At 71.7% G+C, this 15,836-nt stretch carries 14 protein-coding genes; 9 read left to right on the top strand and 5 right to left on the bottom strand.

Going from position 1 to position 15,836, the window contains the following annotated elements; genetic code table 11:
• Positions 1–21: 21 nt before the first annotated feature.
• Together MRBLML1_RS00425 and MRBLML1_RS00420 are read right to left on the bottom strand one after the other, a co-directional pair.
• Positions 22–1,272, bottom strand: coding sequence for a hypothetical protein (locus tag MRBLML1_RS00425; protein WP_364509864.1), 1,251 nt, complete (start codon positions 1,270–1,272; stop codon positions 22–24).
• The gene (locus MRBLML1_RS00420; RefSeq protein ID WP_364509862.1) at positions 1,272–1,757 is read right to left on the bottom strand and encodes a hypothetical protein; all 486 of its coding nucleotides are present in this window, start codon (positions 1,755–1,757) and stop codon (positions 1,272–1,274) included. Before MRBLML1_RS00420 ends, MRBLML1_RS00425 begins: the two co-directional genes overlap by 1 nt.
• 145 nt (positions 1,758–1,902) lie before the next feature.
• Between MRBLML1_RS00420 and MRBLML1_RS00415 the strand changes: the two genes are divergently transcribed.
• The 3 genes from MRBLML1_RS00415 (at position 1,903) to MRBLML1_RS00405 (ending at position 4,301) form a co-directional block, all read left to right on the top strand.
• Complete coding sequence (locus MRBLML1_RS00415; protein ID WP_364509860.1) at positions 1,903–2,520, top strand: hypothetical protein; 618 nt, start codon at positions 1,903–1,905, stop codon at positions 2,518–2,520.
• A 63-nt stretch (positions 2,521–2,583) separates the two neighbouring features.
• The gene (locus MRBLML1_RS00410; protein ID WP_364509858.1) at positions 2,584–3,684 is read left to right on the top strand and encodes an S-(hydroxymethyl)mycothiol dehydrogenase; all 1,101 of its coding nucleotides are present in this window, start codon (positions 2,584–2,586) and stop codon (positions 3,682–3,684) included.
• A complete protein-coding gene (locus MRBLML1_RS00405) occupies positions 3,684–4,301 on the top strand; it encodes an MBL fold metallo-hydrolase (RefSeq protein ID WP_364509856.1) in 618 nt (205 codons plus the stop codon). The genes MRBLML1_RS00410 and MRBLML1_RS00405 overlap by 1 nt, the downstream gene beginning before the upstream one ends.
• Here MRBLML1_RS00405 and MRBLML1_RS00400 read toward each other — a convergent pair.
• Both MRBLML1_RS00400 and MRBLML1_RS00395 read right to left on the bottom strand, forming a co-directional pair.
• Positions 4,298–5,473 (bottom strand): class I SAM-dependent methyltransferase, encoded by a 1,176-nt coding sequence (locus MRBLML1_RS00400; RefSeq protein ID WP_364509854.1) that lies wholly within the window; start codon positions 5,471–5,473, stop codon positions 4,298–4,300. The genes MRBLML1_RS00405 and MRBLML1_RS00400 overlap by 4 nt on opposite strands.
• A 26-nt stretch (positions 5,474–5,499) precedes the next feature.
• On the bottom strand, positions 5,500–7,647 hold the full coding sequence (locus MRBLML1_RS00395) for an MMPL family transporter (protein ID WP_364509852.1): 2,148 nt from the start codon (positions 7,645–7,647) through the stop codon (positions 5,500–5,502).
• A gap of 209 nt (positions 7,648–7,856) precedes the next feature.
• Here MRBLML1_RS00395 and groES point away from each other — a divergent pair, with 209 nt between their 5' ends.
• From groES to MRBLML1_RS00365, 6 genes are all read left to right on the top strand, one after another.
• Positions 7,857–8,150: a co-chaperone GroES gene (groES, locus tag MRBLML1_RS00390; RefSeq protein ID WP_364513077.1), complete on the top strand. Its 294-nt coding sequence runs from the start codon at positions 7,857–7,859 to the stop codon at positions 8,148–8,150.
• A gap of 76 nt (positions 8,151–8,226) precedes the next feature.
• Positions 8,227–9,849 carry a chaperonin GroEL gene (gene groL, locus MRBLML1_RS00385; RefSeq protein WP_364509850.1) on the top strand — a complete coding sequence of 541 codons (1,623 nt, stop codon included), beginning with the start codon at positions 8,227–8,229 and terminating at the stop codon, positions 9,847–9,849.
• Positions 9,850–9,973: 124 nt separating this feature from the next.
• A complete protein-coding gene (locus MRBLML1_RS00380; RefSeq protein ID WP_364509848.1) occupies positions 9,974–10,822 on the top strand; it encodes a GNAT family N-acetyltransferase in 849 nt (282 codons plus the stop codon).
• A 67-nt stretch (positions 10,823–10,889) separates the two neighbouring features.
• Positions 10,890–11,825, top strand: coding sequence for a hypothetical protein (locus MRBLML1_RS00375; protein ID WP_364509847.1), 936 nt, complete (start codon positions 10,890–10,892; stop codon positions 11,823–11,825).
• Positions 11,826–11,909: 84 nt separating this feature from the next.
• The gene (locus tag MRBLML1_RS00370) at positions 11,910–13,364 is read left to right on the top strand and encodes a cytochrome ubiquinol oxidase subunit I (protein ID WP_364509846.1); all 1,455 of its coding nucleotides are present in this window, start codon (positions 11,910–11,912) and stop codon (positions 13,362–13,364) included.
• Positions 13,361–14,362 carry a cytochrome d ubiquinol oxidase subunit II gene (locus MRBLML1_RS00365; protein WP_364509844.1) on the top strand — a complete coding sequence of 334 codons (1,002 nt, stop codon included), beginning with the start codon at positions 13,361–13,363 and terminating at the stop codon, positions 14,360–14,362. The genes MRBLML1_RS00370 and MRBLML1_RS00365 overlap by 4 nt, the downstream gene beginning before the upstream one ends.
• On the opposite strand, the gene zwf is transcribed toward MRBLML1_RS00365, so the two are convergent.
• Positions 14,331–15,809 carry a glucose-6-phosphate dehydrogenase gene (zwf, locus tag MRBLML1_RS00360; protein WP_364509842.1) on the bottom strand — a complete coding sequence of 493 codons (1,479 nt, stop codon included), beginning with the start codon at positions 15,807–15,809 and terminating at the stop codon, positions 14,331–14,333. The two genes, MRBLML1_RS00365 and zwf, sit on opposite strands and share 32 nt — an antisense overlap.
• Positions 15,810–15,836 lie beyond the last annotated feature (27 nt).

The raw sequence follows: 15,836 nt of genomic DNA, 5'->3' as shown, positions 1-15,836 counted from the left end.
CCGCCCCAGCCGGCGAACGCCTCAGCCCAGCACGCTCGGGCCGGCGCCCTCGTCGTCGAGCCAGTCCTGGCCGTCGTCGTAGAGCTCCTGGTCCGCGCCGTTCTCCTGGTCCTTCTTGCCGCGACCTCGGCCGCCACCGGCACCGGCCGCACCGCGACCGCCGCGGCCACCAGCGCCGCCGCGACCGCGACCGCCCTGCGCGCCCGGGGCTCCGGCGCGACCGCCCGCCCCGCGGCCGCCGGCTCCGCGCGAGGTCGGCGATCCCGGCGTACCGGCGCCGCTGCGGCCGAGCGCGCCCGGTCCGCCGGCGCGCGAGCTGGCACCGATGGTGCCGCCGCCGCTGAGGCCGGCGCGGGACAGCATCCCGCTGAGGCCCTTGATCGCACCGGGTGCGGCGAGCGCACCGCCCGCGGCCAGCCCGCCGCCGATGAGGCCGGGGCTGATCCCACCGCCACCACCGCCGCCACCGCCGGCGTTCGGGCCACCGGGGTAGGGGCCGACGGGGTCGGTGGGGTCGGGGTCGAAGGTCGGCCAGTTCTCGTCGACACCGTTGTCGATGGGCGGACGCGGCGGCAGCGGCGGGTCGACCGGGTCCGGGCGGTCGGGACGGTCGTCGTCCTTGCCGGGGTCGTCGTCGTCGCCGATGATCGTGCCGATCGGGCGCACGGGCTTGACGCCGCCGCCCGGGCTCGGCCGGCGGCCGGTCGGCCCGTTGCCGCCGGTGCTGTCGTCGGGGTCGACCGGGATGTAGGGGTCGCCGTGGATCTCCTTGAACACCGTGACCGCGGCGGTGTACGACTTCTTCAGCGCGGCGAGGCGCTCGCCGGCCTGCGCGTCGTGGGCGTTGTAGGCCGCGACGTCCGCGACGTGCTTGGCCGTGTCGGCGGCGAACTTGAGGTCCGCGACGATCGGGATGCCCGGGTAGTTCTCCTGCTGGGGCGCCGGACCGGGCTCGTCGACCTTGGTCCCGCTGGTCGCGGTCGCGTTCTTCATCGCGGTCTGGACCTCGTCCAGGGCCTTGGACGCCTTGAGCATCGGCGGCCGCTGCTCCTCGAGCTTGTCGGCGGCGTTGGTGAACGCCACCGGGGCGGTCTCGGCGATGTCGGAGTCACCGAAGCCTTCCTTCAGGGCCGGGGCGACGCCCTTGAGGGCGGTGCTCACGGTCTGGAGCACGCCGGCCACGTTGAACCAGGCCATCTGCGACGTGGCGACGTCGTTCTCGTTCATCCCGGCCGTCCACTGCTGGAGCTCGGCGATGTTCTGTCCGGCCATCAGGGCTGCTCCTCGGTTCCGGTGGTGCCCGCTCCGGCGGGCACCGGCTCGTCGGTGGCGACGTCGTTGGCGTGCTGGACCTGTGCCTCCGGGCGGGCCTGCGTGCCCAGGTCGAGGTCCTCGGTGCGCTGCAGGATCGTGGCGACGTCCGCTCGGGCCTGCTCGTCCTTGTCCTTGAGCAGGGTGCGCGCCTCGCGGATCGCGGTGCGGAACTTCACCAGGTCGCTGCGCAGGTCCTTCAGCGTGGTCGTGACCACCCCGTGGGCCCGGGCGTGGTGGAGGGCGAGCAGGGCCGGGTGGCCACCGCCGCCGAACGACTGCTTGCCGATGTGCCCCTTGACGGGGAAGTCGACCTCGTCGAGGACGTCCATCTGGTAGTCGATCGTCTTGATCACCGCGCTGATGCGCTCCTCGACGAGCGCGAGGCCCTTCGGCGACGCGGTGGCCAGCGCGGCGGGGGTGTACCCGGCGAGCTCCGGAATCATCTGGGGAACCTTCCCGAGAGGACGTGTGGGTGGACCCCCGACCCTTGCCCCGCCGTACGGCTGTCGAAACCGAGGAGATCGAGAGTTCTGGTTCGTCCTCTAGGGTAGGCGCGTTCGCGATCTCGGGTGGAAGGACGACGGAGCCATGCGCGCTCGCCGGATGACCTCGCTGCTGGCCGCAGCGCTCCTGGTCGTGGCCCTCGGGGCCTGCTCGGACGACGGCAAGGACGAGCCGAAGAGCTCACCCTCGACGTCCAGCGGGACCCCCGGCGAGACGACGAGCGGTTCGGCCGACCCGACGTCGTCGGGCCCGACGGAGGTGGAGCCGGCGACCGGCCCGCTGGTCACGCTGCACAGCACCGCCACCCTCCGGCTGCCTGCCAGCGTCAAGTGGCGCACCTACGGCGACAAGACGACCGTCGTCACCATCAAGTCGGTCGACTTCGCGCCGGGCACGGAGAAGTTCTACTACGTCGACGTCACCGAGTTCCCGCAGATCGACGACAACCTCGCCCGGATGGCCGAGCTTGCGCGCGAGAGCCAGGAGGGCACCCGCGAGATCCCGCTCAAGGTCGGTGCCAACCGGACCATCGCCGGGGTCGAGGGCTTCGTGCTGGAGGGCCAGGGGCCGAACGGCCAGTTCTACGAGTGGGGCGGCCTGGACGCCGACAACGTGCTGACCACGGTCGCCTTCGTCGTGCCCAACGGCCTGGACCTCGAGGAGTGGGTCGAGCCGGTGCTCGCCAGCCTCCAGTGGCAGTGACGGGCGTCGCACCCCGCCCACTAGATTGGCTGCGTCCGAGAGAACCCCGTCTCAGGAGGCACCGTGCAGCAGGTCAAGGCCGTCATCGCCCGCTCCGAGGGAGCGCCCGTCGAGCTGGTCACCATCAACATCCCCGACCCCGGTCCGGGTGAGGCCGTCGTCAAGGTGCTGACCTGCGGGGTGTGCCACACCGACCTGCACTACCGCGAGGGCGGGATCAACGACGAGTTCCCCTTCCTGCTCGGCCACGAGGCCTCCGGGATCGTCGAGGCGGTCGGCCCGGACGTCACCGGTGTCGCACCGGGTGACTTCGTCGTCCTCAACTGGCGGGCGGTCTGCGGCGAGTGCCGCGCCTGCAAGCGCGGCGACCTGCACTACTGCTTCAACACCCACAACGCCACCCAGAAGATGACCCTGGAGGACGGCACCGAGCTCTCCCCGGCCCTGGGCATCGGCGCCTTCACGGAGAAGACCCTGGTCGCCGCCGGCCAGTGCACCAAGGTCGACGCCGAGGCCCGGCCGGCGGCGGTCGGCCTGCTCGGCTGCGGTGTGATGGCCGGCATCGGCGCGGCCATCAACACCGGTGCGATCACCCGCGGCAAGTCGATCGCCGTGATCGGCTGCGGCGGGGTCGGTGTCGCCGCGATCGCCGGCGCCGCGCTGGCGGGCGCCCACCCGATCATCGCCGTCGACATCGACGCCAAGAAGCTCGCGAAGGCCGAGGCCCTCGGCGCCACGCACACCGTGGACTCCTCGGCGACCGACCCCGTCGAGGAGATCAAGCGGATCTGCGCCGAGACCTACGACGGCGCCGAGGGCGCGGACGTGGTCGTCGAGGCGGTCGGCCGCCCGGAGACCTGGAAGCAGGCGTTCTACGCGCGCGACCTCGCCGGCACGGTGGTCCTCGTCGGCGTACCGACCCCCGACATGAAGGTCCCCGACCTCCCGCTCATCGACGTCTTCGGCCGCGGTGGCGCCCTCAAGTCCAGCTGGTACGGCGACTGCCTGCCTTCCCGCGACTTCCCGATGCTCGTCGACCTCTACCGGCAGGGGAAGCTCGACCTCGACGCCTTCGTCACCGAGGAGATCGGCCTGGGCGAGGTGGAGGCGGCCTTCGAGCGGATGCACGGCGGCGACGTGCTCCGCTCGGTGGTGGTGCTCTGATGGCCGGCCCGCTGCGCGTCGACCACGCCGTCACCAGCGGCACCTTCTCCCTCGACGGGGAGACCTTCGACGTCGACAACAACGTGTGGGTCGTCGGCGACGACGACGAGTGCGTCGTCATCGACGCGCCGCACTCGGTCGAGGACATCCTCGCCGTCGTGGGGGAGCGCCGGGTGAAGGCGATCATCTGCACCCACGCCCACGACGACCACGTCCGGGTCGCGCCCGCGCTGCGCGAGGCGGTCGTCGCGCCGATCCTGCTGCACCCCGACGACAAGCCGCTGTGGGAGCTGACCCACACCGACCACCTCTGGGACCTCGACCTCTCCGACGGCGCGGAGATCCCGGTCGCCGGCACGGTGCTGACGGCGATCCACACGCCCGGCCACGCGCCCGGTGCGGTCTGCCTCCACGCCCCCGACCTGGGCTGCGTCTTCGCCGGCGACACCCTCTTCCAGGGTGGGCCGGGCGCCACCGGCCGCTCGTTCAGCGACCGGCCGACGCTGGAGGCCTCGATCCGGGCGCGGCTGTTCGCGCTGCCGGAGGACACCGTCGTGCACACCGGGCACGGCGAGGACACGACGATCGGCGCCGAGGCCGCCGCGCTCGGCCGCTAGAACGGCTCGACGAGCAGGGCGGTGCCCTCGCCGGCCACCCGGGTCAGCACGATCGTGGCCTCGGCGTCGCCCTGCAGCGCGAGCCGCTTGCGCAGCACCTCCGGCACGACGTCCACGCCCCGCTTCTTGATGGTCAGCCGGCCGACGTCCCGCTCCCGCAGGGCGGCCTTGAGCTGCTTCTCGCGGTAGGGGAGCCGCTCCAGCACGCGGTAGCCCCGCGCGAACGGGCTGTGGAAGGCCTCGTCGGCGGTGATGTAGGCGATCTTGGGGTCGACCAGCGCGCCGCCGACACCGGCGGCCACCGCGGTCACCAGGCCGGCCCGGATGACGGCGCCGTCCGGCTCGTAGAGGAAGCCGCCCACCGGCCGGATCCCGACCGCCGCGAGGCCCGGGTCGTCCTCGTCGGTCAGCGTGGCCAGCCCGCCCGCGCCGATCACCGTCGCGCGGCGGGCGACGGTGGCGGTGCGTCCCGACCAGAGGGCGGCCTCCTTGACCTCGCCCTCGTCGCTGACCCACTCCGCCTCGACCCCGGCGGGGACGAGGTCGTGCGGGATGCCTGGGGCGACCTTGACGCAGGCGTCGCGCGTCAGCAGGCCCTCGACCCACGACCACGGCGGGCTCCAGTCCTCGACCCGGAAGGTGCGCCCGGCGCCGCCGCGGCGGGCCGGGTCGGCGAAGGCCAGGTCGAAGGCGGTGGTGTCGACGGTCGTCGCGTCGGCGACCTGCACGGCACCAGGCAGGCCGAGCGCCGCCAGGTTGGCCTCCGCCATCGCCACCCGGACCGGGTCCAGGTCGACGCCGGCGCAGACGATGCCGGCGCGGGCGGCGGCCACCAGGTCGCCACCGATCCCGCAGCCGAGGTCGACCAGCGTCCGCGTGCCGAACGCCGCCGCGCGGCCCGCGCGGTGGGTCGCGACCCGGGACCGGGTGGCCTGCTCCAGCGCGTCGGGCGTGAAGTACATCCGCGCGCCGTCCGCCCCGAGCTTCGCCACCGCCCGGGCCCGCAGGTCCACCTGGGTGAGCGCGGCCGCGGCCCGCTCCCCGGTCGTCGTACGACGAAGGGCGGAGCCGGCGCTCAGCGCGTCGGCCCCGCCCTCGACGAGCGCCGTGGCCTCACCCAGCAGCGCCTGCCCGTCGTCGGTCAGCAGCCATCGGAAGGTCTCGAGGTCCACACCCCGATCCTGTCAGGCGTCGTACCTCAGTGCGTCGATGCCACCTGGTCGTGCTCGTCCTTCGCCTCGTCGCCGTGGCCGGGCCACCAGGCGGCGTGCCCGAGCAGCGACGTCAGCGCCGGGGTGAAGAACATCGACATCACGAAGGACACGATCAAGATGCCCACCGCGAGGGCGAAGCCCATGGACACGATCAGCGTGTTGCCGCCGAGCATGAGCGAGGCGAACGTCCCGGCGAGGATCACGCCCGCGGCCGCGATGGTCGGACCCGCGTGGGTGACCGCGTGGGACGCCGCGGTGTGCGGGTCGTGCCCCTCGCGGGCCTCCTCGCGGAGCCGGGCGATCATCAGGATGTTGTAGTCCGTCCCGAGTGCCGTGACGAACAGGTAGATGTAGATCGGCAGCATGAAGATCAGCCCCGACTCGCCCCCGATGTGCTGGAAGGCGATCACCGTGATGCCGAGCGTGGCCGCGAAGCCGAGGCCGACCGCGGCCATGAGGAACCACGGCGCGACCAGGCTGCGCAGCAGCAGCGCCAGGATCAGCAGGATGACCAGGGCCGCCACCGGGAAGACCACCTTGTAGTCGCGGGCCATCGCCGCCGACATGTCGGCGAAGATGCCGGGCGTGCCGCCGACGTAGGCCTCGGTGCCCTTCGGTGCCGCGTCGTGAGCGGTGTCCCGGATCGGCCCCGCGACGTTGTCCTGCGCGGCGTCGGACACGGGGTCGTCGGCCAGGGTCAGGTAGTACTGGAAGGCCTTGCCATCCTTGGAGGGCACCGGTCCGGCGACCGCGTCGACTCCCTTGGCCTTGCCGAGCGCGGTGCCGAACGCCGCCAGGTCGGCCTGGCTCGGCGTCGCGTCCTTGGCGTCGACCAGCACCGGCACGGGCTCGGCCGCGCCGGCGGAGAAGTGCTCCTGGAACTCGTTCATCGCCTCGGTCGACTCCACGCCCTTGGGCAGGCTGGAGTTGAAGTCGAACGACGGGTTGAAGCTGAGCGCGAAGACGGCGAGCACCGCCATCGCACCACCGGAGACCAGGGCGGTCAGGCCCGGGCGGTTGCCGACGGCCTTGCCGAGCTTGACGAAGGTTCCGTGCTTGGGCTCCTTCTGCCACGACTTCGAGGGCCAGAACAGGGCCTTGCCGAGCAGCGAGACGATGGCCGGGACCAGGGTCAGGGCCGCGACGAGGGTGACGAACACGGCGATCGCGAGCGCCGGGCCGATCGCGCGGAAGATGCTGAGCGAGCTGAGGATCAGCGCCATGAAGGCCACGATCACCGCACCGCCGGCGGAGGCGATGGCCTCGCCGGCGCGGTCGAGGCTGTGCACGACCGAGTCCCTGACGGCCGCGCCCTGGCGCAGTCGTTCGCGGTGCCGGAAGAGGAAGAACAGGATGTAGTCGGTCCCGACCCCGTAGAGCACCACGACGAGGATCTGCTGCACCGAGGCGTCGGCCTTGAGGTCGAACAGGTCGTTGGCCCAGGCGATCGCGCCGGTGGCGATCGTGGACACGACGCCGACCACGACCAGGGGCAGCAGGCAGATCAGAACGCTGCGGAAGATGAGGGCCAGCAGGCCGACGATGAGGACGACGGTGGCGATGGCGACGATGGTCAGGGTGTCCTCGCCGGACTCCTGCGAGTCCAGGCTCTGCGGCACCGCGCCGGTGGTCTTGACCTCCAGGTCGCTGCCCTTGGTCAGCTCCTTGATCTCCGAGCGCATGTCCTTGCCGTCGTCGATCGCCTGGCTGTCGTAGCCCGTGGCGTCCTCCGCGAGCGGCACGATGGCGAACATGACGGTGCCGTCGTCGGAGAGGTTCGGCTTCCCGTCCTGGCCCTGGGCGACGACCAGCTGCTGGAAGGTCTTCGTGCCCAGCTTCGGCGCCAGGTCCTTGGCCAGCGTGCCGACCTCGGCCTGGTCGGCGGCCGTCAGCTTGGCGCCGTCCTTGCGCTCGACGACGAGGATCGCCCCGGGGGAGAAGGCGTCGGAGAACTTCTCGTCCTGCAGCTTCGCGGCCTGGATCGACTCGTAGTGGTCGGGGAGGAACTCGGAGTTGTCCTGGGTGGACTCCAGCGCGGGCGCGAGCGTCGCGACGACGCCCGCCAGCACGATCCACGCGGCGATGATGAACCAACGGAAACGGGTCACGAACCGACCCAGCGCAGCGAACATGGTGAGAACGCTGCCGGTCGACGGCCCTCGGCTGCAACCGACTTTGGTAGGGACCTGCGCCGCCCGGAGCACGGGGTGCTCTGGCACTCACTTGCGGTGAGTGCTAGTTTCGTCACTGGCACTCTCGGACCGAGTGTGCCAGCCGGCCTCCGGGCCGGACCGCGAACAGCAGCACTCAACGTCAGCCCTAGAAAGTGGAGGTCGACATCGTGTCGGTCAACATCAAGCCGCTCGAGGACCGGATCGTCGTCAAGGCCGTCGAGGCGGAGCAGACCACCGCTTCCGGCCTGGTCATCCCCGACACCGCCAAGGAGAAGCCCCAGGAGGGCGAGGTCCTCGCGATCGGCCCCGGCCGCATCGACGACAACGGCAACCGCGTCCCGCTCGACGTGGCCGTGGGTGACAAGGTCATCTACAGCAAGTACGGCGGCACCGAGGTCAAGTACGCCGGCGAGGAGTTCCTCATCCTCTCGGCCCGCGACGTGCTCGCGGTCCTGGCCTGATCTTCGACCCACCGTCCGCCCGGGCCGTCCCCGTCGACGCCCCGGGCGGACGTCTTTCCACCCCAAGGAGCAAGCAGTGCCCAAGATCCTGGAGTTCGACGAGAACGCCCGGCGCGCGCTGGAGCGCGGCGTCGACGCCCTCGCCAACACCGTCAAGGTGACCCTCGGCCCCAAGGGCCGCTACGTCGTCCTCGACAAGAAGTGGGGCGCCCCGACGATCACCAACGACGGCGTGACCGTCGCGCGTGAGGTCGAGCTGGACGACCCGTACGAGAACCTCGGTGCCCAGCTCACCAAGGAGGTCGCGACCAAGACCAACGACGTCGCCGGTGACGGTACGACGACCGCGACCGTGCTCGCCCAGGCGCTCGTCCACGAGGGCCTGCGCGCCGTCGCGGCCGGTGCCAACCCGCTGGGTCTCAAGCGCGGCCTCGACGCCGCCGCCGCCGCCGTGAGCGAGGCGCTCACCGCCGCCGCCCGCGAGGTCGACGACGAGAAGGACATCGCCTCCGTGGCGACCGTCTCCTCGCGTGACAGCCACATCGGCGACCTGCTCGCCGAGGCCTTCAGCAAGGTCGGCAAGGACGGCGTGATCACGGTCGAGGAGTCCAACACCCCCTCGACCGAGCTCGAGTTCACCGAGGGCATGCAGTTCGACAAGGGCTTCAACTCGGCCTACTTCGTGACCGACGCGGAGCGTCAGGAGGCCGTCCTCGACGACCCCTACATCCTCATCAACCAGGGCAAGATCTCCGCGATCGCCGAGCTCCTGCCGCTGCTGGAGAAGGTCATCCAGACCGGCAAGCCGCTCTTCATCCTCGCCGAGGACGTCGAGGGCGAGGCGCTCTCCACCCTGGTCGTCAACAAGATCCGCGGCACCTTCACCGCCGTCGCGGGCAAGGCCCCCGGCTTCGGTGACCGCCGCAAGGCGATCCTGCAGGACATCGCGATCCTCACCGGTGGTCAGGTCATCTCCCCGGAGGTCGGCCTCAAGCTCGACCAGATCGGTCTCGAGGAGCTCGGCCAGGCCCGCCGCATCGTGGTCACCAAGGACAACACCACGATCGTCGACGGTGCCGGTGACGACACCGCGGTCGCGGGTCGCGTCGAGCAGATCAAGCGCGAGATCGAGGCGTCGGACTCCGACTGGGACACCGAGAAGCTCCAGGAGCGGCTGGCGAAGCTCTCCGGCGGCGTCGTGGTGATCAAGGTCGGCGCCCACACCGAGGTCGAGCTCAAGGAGAAGAAGCACCGGATCGAGGACGCGGTCTCCGCGACCCGCGCCGCGATCGAGGAGGGCATCGTCTCCGGCGGTGGCTCCGCGATCATCCACGCCTCCTCCGTGCTCGCGGACGACCTCGGACTCGGCGGTGACGAGGCGACCGGTGTCCGGATCGTCCGCAAGGCCGTCGAGGAGCCGCTGCGCTGGATCGCCGAGAACGGCGGCGAGAACGGCTACGTCGTCACGCACAAGGTGCGCGAGCTCGGTGTCGGCAACGGCTACAACGCCGCCACCGGCGAGTACGGCGACCTGGTCGCCCAGGGCGTCATCGACCCGGTCAAGGTGACCCGGTCGGCGCTCGCCAACGCGATCTCCGTCGCGGGCATGCTGCTCACGACCGAGGTCCTCGTCGTGGACAAGCCCGAGGAGGAGGAGCCGGCCGCCGCGGCCGGCCACGGCCACGGGCACGGCCACTGAGCCGTCGTACCTTTCACCGGCCCGTCACGCTCCGCGTGGCGGGCCGGTGTCATTTCCCGGGCCGAAATATCGGTGATCGCGGGGCGTGACCCGACTCCGGCATAGTGGACACATGTTGTGGAGAGTGCGTGCCGGACTGGCCGATCGACCGGGGGCGCTCGCCGAGCTGGCGGCTGCGTGCGGTCGTGCCGGCGTGAACATCCAGACCGTCCAGGTCTTCCCCGACGGCACGACGGTGACCGACGAGCTGGTGCTGCAGGTGCCCCAGGACTGGACTCGTGAGCAGCTGGGGCAGCTGGTGTCGGGCGCGGGCGGCACGGCCGTGTCCGCCGTACCCGTCACCACGGCGGCGCTGGAGGACCAGCCGACGCGCTACGTCCAGGCGGTGCGCGCGATCATCGCGCAGCCGGCGCGCTTCCCCGAGGTCGCGGCCCACCTCTTCGACGCCGACGTGGCGCCGCAGGCGGGCGAGGAGGACGTGCTGGAGATGACGGTGGGCGGATCGGCGACCATCCAGATCCGCCGCGACACCCCGTTCACGCCGACCGAGCGGGCCCGGGCCGGCGCCCTGGCCGAGCTGGTCGGGGAGGTGCTCGGCGCCCAGGCGCCGCCCGCACCGCACCAGCCGGGCACGGGCGACCCGGACTACGTCACCTCCGGAGCCGTGGTCTCCGCGCTGGCGGGCGGCAAGGTCGCCGGGCGCGCGGAGTACAGCACCGGCGAGGGCGACGCCCCGTGGCCCGTCGACCTGTGGGTGGACCCGGCCTGGCACCGCCGTGGCGTCGGCACCCGGCTGCTCACCGACGTGGCCCGCGCGGCCCGGTCGGCGGGCGCCGACGAGATCGTGCTGACCGCGCCCTCGGACACCAAGGCGGTGCTGCCGATGGTGCTCGCGGCGGGCATGCGCGGGCGGATCCGGATGGCCGGCGACACCCTGACCGTGCGGATCGCGATCACCGACCTGCGCGGCTGAGGCGCCCCGGAGAGGTCCTGCTCTAGGCTGCTGCCGCCCGACCTGACCTCATGGGGGAGTAGCAGACATGGTTCGTGACGCCAGCAAGAAGGCCGCTGCCGACAACACGTGGCACGCCACGCCCGAGGCCGAGGCGCGGGCGAAGAAGCTCCGCATCGTCGCGCTGGTGCTGTGGGCGGTCTCGATCGCGATCGAGATCGGCGGCATCTTCGGCCTGCTCCTCAACAAGAACATCCTCGAGGCCAGTACGTCGGTCACTGACCGCGGCGAGGTGATCGCGGACGAGAGCTTCCCGACCTGGGCCTTCGCGACGCTGATCGGCCTGCTGGTGGTGATGGCGATCTTGACCGTCATCGGCTCGCAGCTGTGGAAGAAGGCCCAGGAGCTCGACCCGCCGTCGAGCGCCAACGGCGTCTCGTTCTTCTTCAAGAGCCAGCTCGGCGCGATCGTCCCGCTGATCGCCTTCGTGCCGATCATCGTGCTGATCTTCCTCAACAAGGACATGTCCAAGCAGCAGAAGGGCTGGGCCGGCGGGGTCGGCATCGTGCTGGCCCTCGTCGCGGTCGCGCTCGGCGTCAACTACGACCCGCCGTCGGTGGAGAAGTACACCGCGGAGAAGATGGCCGTGGTCCAGCTGCTCGGCGAGGACAAGGTCTACTGGGCGGGCGGCGGCGAGGTCTACCACGTCTGCGGCAATGTCTCGGACCTGTCGAAGAGCGCGGTCACCAGTGGCACCACCGCCGAGGCGGTGGCCGACGGCAAGCCGCGCCTGACGCTGAAGCTGGAGTCGGAGCTGAACGCCTGCGGGCGGGCGGTGCCCAACAACATCGACGCGATCGTCGACGCGATCCGGCAGGTCCAGCAGGGCGAGACGACCGAGCAGATCCTGCCGTCGCCGGACTGGACCGGTGTCGAGGGCGCCCCGTCGGGCAAGGCGCTCGACGAGCTCCAGGACGTCATCGACCAGGTCAAGGACGAGGAGCCCGCCGGCTCGTCCTCGTGACCGGCGTGCCCGGCCCGCGGGGGTGAGCAGGCTCTCACCTCCGCGGACTTTGTGAAAGTATTCACAAGGAGTAGCGTCGGTGACGTGCTGACCCCCGACGTCGTCACCGGTGCCCTCGTCCGACTGGCCGCAGAGGCCGAGCCCGCGGGGCTGCTGCCCGCCCGCGAGCAGATGGCCCTCTCCCTGGGCTGGCACATCATCCTGGCCTGCTTCGGCGTCGCCTTCCCGGCGATGATCTTCGTGATGCACCTGCGCGGCATCCGGCGCGAGGACCCGGTGGCGCTCGGCCTCGCGCAGCGCTGGGCCAAGGTCTCGGCCGTGCTGTTCGCGATCGGCGCCGTGTCCGGCACCGTGCTCAGCTTCGAGATGGGCCTGCTCTGGCCCGGGCTGATGGGCACCTACGGCGACGTGCTCGGCCTGCCCTTCGCCTTCGAGGGGCTCGCGTTCTTCCTGGAGGCGATCTTCCTCGGGATCTACCTCTACGGCTGGAACCGGATGCCCCCGAAACGGCACGTGCTCATGGTGCTGCCGATGGCGATCACCGGGATCATCGGTGCCTACTGCGTGCTCGCGGTCAACGCCTGGATGAACGTCCCCACCGGCTTCCGGCTCGTCGACGGCGAGGTGACCGACGTACAACCGTGGAAGGTGCTCTTCAACGGCCACGCCTTCCTGCAGTTCGCGCACATGTGGGTCGGCGCCTACATGCTCGTCGGCTTCTCCATCGCCGGTGTGTACGCCGTCGGCATGCTCCGCGGTCGCCGCGACGCCCACCACCGGCTGGGCTTCATGGTCCCGTTCGTCTTCGCCTCGATCGCCGCCGTGACCCAGCCCTTCGTCGGGCACGTGCTCGGCTTCGGGCTCGACGAGCGCCAGCCCGCGAAGCTCGCGGCCTTCGAGCTCGCCGACACCACCGAGAGCCCCTCGCCGCTGCGGCTGGGCGGGATCCTGGTCGACGGGGAGGTGAAGTACTCCGTCGACATCCCCTTCCTCGGCTCGCTGATCGCGATGAACTCACCCGACAAGCCGGTGCCCGGCCTCGACACCATCCCCGAGGAGGACCACCCGCCGGTCAACATGACCCACCTGGCCTTCCAGACGATGGTCGGCATCGGCACCCTGCTCGCCGGCGCGGTCGTGCTGTTCTGGGTGCAGCGGCGCCGCGGCCGGGACCTGCTGGAGAAGCGCTGGTTCCTGCGCTTCGCGGCCGGCGCCGGGCCGCTCGCCGTGATCGCCCTCGAAGCCGGCTGGATCGCGACCGAGGTGGGCCGTCAGCCCTGGATCGTCTACGACGTCATGCGCACCACCGAGGCCGTCGGGGACTACACCGCCAGCCTGTGGTGGCTGCTGGGCATCAGCACGGTCGTCTACACCGGGATGACGGTGGGCGCGGTCGTCGTCCTGCGGTCGATGGCCCGGCGCTGGCGCGAGGGCGCGGTGGACCTGCCGAGTCCTTATGCGCCGGTCTCGACAGGCTCGACCAGCGGAGCGGGCTCGACCAGCGGAGCGGGCTCGACCAGCGCTGAGGACGAGCGATGAGCCTCGAGCTGGCGGTCGCCGCCGCCCTCTTCGTCGGGGTCATCGCCTATGCCGTGCTCGGGGGCGCCGACTTCGGGTCCGGCTTCTTCGACCTCACCGCCGGCAGCGCGCGGCGCGGGGCGGAGCTGCGCACCCTGGTCGACCACAGCATCGGCCCGGTGTGGGAGGCCAACCACGTCTGGCTGATCTACGTGCTCGTCATCTGGTGGACCGGGTTCCCGGAGTCCTTCGCGGCCGCGATGTCCACCCTGGTGCTGCCGCTGCTGCTCGCGTTGCTGGGGATCGTGCTGCGCGGGGCGAGCTTCGCCTTCCGCAAGTACGCCGAGACGCTCGGCCAGGCGCGGCTCTTCGGCTCCGTCTTCGCCGCCTCCAGCATCATCACGCCGTTCTTCCTCGGCACCGTCGCCGGCGCGATCGCCTCGGGCCGGGTGCCGATGGACGGCTCGGGCGACCGGTGGTCGTCCTGGCTCAACCCGACCTCGCTCTTCGGCGGCCTGATCGCGGTCGGCACGTGTGCCTTCCTCGCCGGCTGCTTCCTGGTGGCCGACGCCGAGCGCAGCGGCCAGCACCGGCTCGCGGGGGAGATCCGGGTCCGCGCCCTCGCGGTGGGCGCGCTCACCGGTGCCCTCGTGTTCGCGGCCCTGCTGCCGCTGGAGCACGACGCGCACACGCTGTCCGACGGCCTGGAGGGCCGGGCCGCGCCGCTGGTGGTGGTCGCGGGGCTGGCGGGCGCGGCGACGATGTACCTGCTCTGGCGCCGCCGCTACGCCGTCGCCCGGATCACCGCCGTGCTCGCGGTCGCGGCCGTGGTGTCCGGGTGGGGCGTGGGCCAGTACCCCTGGCTCCTCGTCGACGAGGTCACCATCGCCGACGCCGCCGGTGCCCGGGCCACCCTGCAGGGCCTGCTCGTGGCGGTCGGGCTGGCGGTGGTGGTCGTCGTACCGCCGCTGGCCTATCTCTTCAAGCTCACCCAGTCGGAGGAGTGGACCCGCCACTGACGCGTGCGTCGGGCGGGTGGTTGCCGAGCCGCCAGCCGCCCAGCGGCAGGTCGATCGCCGCGGCCGGGCCCCAGGTGCCCGGCTCGTAGGGCAGCGTCGGCGGCCGGCGGTCCAGCACCGGCTGGAAGATCTCCCACAGCCGGTCGACCTCCTCGGCGCTGATGAACAGCGTCCGGTCGCCACGCATGACGTCGAGCAGCAGCCGCTCGTAGGCCTCCAGCGGGTCGGCCCCCGGTACGTCGCACACGAGGTCCAGGCGGAACACGCCCTCCACCAGTGCCATGTCCGGCCCGGGCCGCTTGGCGCGCACGTCGATGGCGATCCGCGGCTGGTCGGCGAGCTCGATGACCAGCTCGTTCGGCTCGGGCACGCCGCCGTCCTCGGGCTTGAGCCAGCGGTGCCGCGGGTCGCGGAAGCGGACCGTGATCGTGCGCCGGCCCTCGGCCATCGCCTTGCCGGTGCGCAGGTAGAAGGGGACGTCGCGCCAGCGGTCGTTGTCGATCCACATCTCGGCGGCGACGAAGGTCTCCACGGTGGAGTCCTCGGCGACGTCGGGCTCCTCGCGGTAGCCGTCGTACTGGCCGAAGACGACGCGCTCGGGGTCGATCGGCCGGACCGCGGAGAAGGTGGCCGCCTTCGCGGCGCGGATCGCGGAGGCGCGGAAGGCGTGCGGGTCCTCCAGCGCGACGAAGCCGAGCAGCTGGGCGAGGTGGGTGGTGACCATGTCGCGCAGGCAGCCGGTGCCCTCGTAGAAGCTGCCCCGGCCCTCGACCGTGAGCTTCTCCGGCACGTCGATCTGCACCGACTCGATGGAGTGGCGGTTCCACGCCGGCTCGAAGAGGCCGTTGGCGAAGCGCAGCGCGAGGATGTTCTGCGCCGCCTCCTTGCCGAGGAAGTGGTCGATCCGGAACACCTGGTCGTCGTCGAACGCCGAGGCGAGGACGGCCTGCAGGTCGCGGGCGGTGGCGAGGTCGACGCCGAAGGGCTTCTCGGTGACCAGCCGCGAGCGGCTCACCAGGTCCTCGCGGTCGAGCATGCCGACCATGCCCTTGACGGCGCCGGGCGGGACGGAGAGGTAGAGCAGGCGTCGTACGTCGCCGAGCAGGCAGCCCGCGTCCTCCAGCAGCCGGTCCTCGGCTTCGCGCACCGCCTCGCCGAGCTCGTGGCCGTCGTCGGCGGAGGAGGTCACGAAGCGGACCCGCTCCAGCAGCGCGTCCGCCACCTCGGCGTCGACCTCGCCGACGAACTCCTCCAGTGCCGTGCGGACCGTCTCGCGGAACTCCTCGTCGGAGCCGGGGGAGTGCCGGCCGCTGCCGATCACCGCGAAGTGGTCCGGCAGTCGCCCGGCCGCCGAGAGGCGGTAGAGGCCGGGGAACAGCTTGCGAGCGGCGAGGTCGCCGGTCGCGCCGAACAGGACGAGGACGTGCGGAGGCAGCTCGGAGCTCACGTCCCCCAGCCTGCCCGGCCCGTCAAG

It is taken from the genome of Nocardioides sp. LML1-1-1.1 (assembly GCF_040676175.1).
GTDB lineage: Bacteria > Actinomycetota > Actinomycetes > Propionibacteriales > Nocardioidaceae > Nocardioides.
Note: the sequence above shows the minus strand (reverse complement) of the source record. Positions and strands in the feature narration are given on the sequence as shown.

What these genes read in the sequence shown, in the direction of transcription:
- MRBLML1_RS00425 (WP_364509864.1), bottom strand. Translation starts at nt 1,272, where the DNA reads ATGGCCGGACAGAACATCGCCGAGCTCCAGCAGTGGACGGCCGGGATG.
- MRBLML1_RS00420 (WP_364509862.1), bottom strand. Translation starts at nt 1,757, where the DNA reads ATGATTCCGGAGCTCGCCGGGTACACCCCCGCCGCGCTGGCCACCGCG.
- MRBLML1_RS00415 (WP_364509860.1), top strand. Translation starts at nt 1,903, where the DNA reads ATGCGCGCTCGCCGGATGACCTCGCTGCTGGCCGCAGCGCTCCTGGTC.
- MRBLML1_RS00405 (WP_364509856.1), top strand. Translation starts at nt 3,684, where the DNA reads ATGGCCGGCCCGCTGCGCGTCGACCACGCCGTCACCAGCGGCACCTTC.
- MRBLML1_RS00395 (WP_364509852.1), bottom strand. Translation starts at nt 7,647, where the DNA reads ATGTTCGCTGCGCTGGGTCGGTTCGTGACCCGTTTCCGTTGGTTCATC.
- MRBLML1_RS00375 (WP_364509847.1), top strand. Translation starts at nt 10,890, where the DNA reads ATGGTTCGTGACGCCAGCAAGAAGGCCGCTGCCGACAACACGTGGCAC.
- MRBLML1_RS00365 (WP_364509844.1), top strand. Translation starts at nt 13,361, where the DNA reads ATGAGCCTCGAGCTGGCGGTCGCCGCCGCCCTCTTCGTCGGGGTCATC.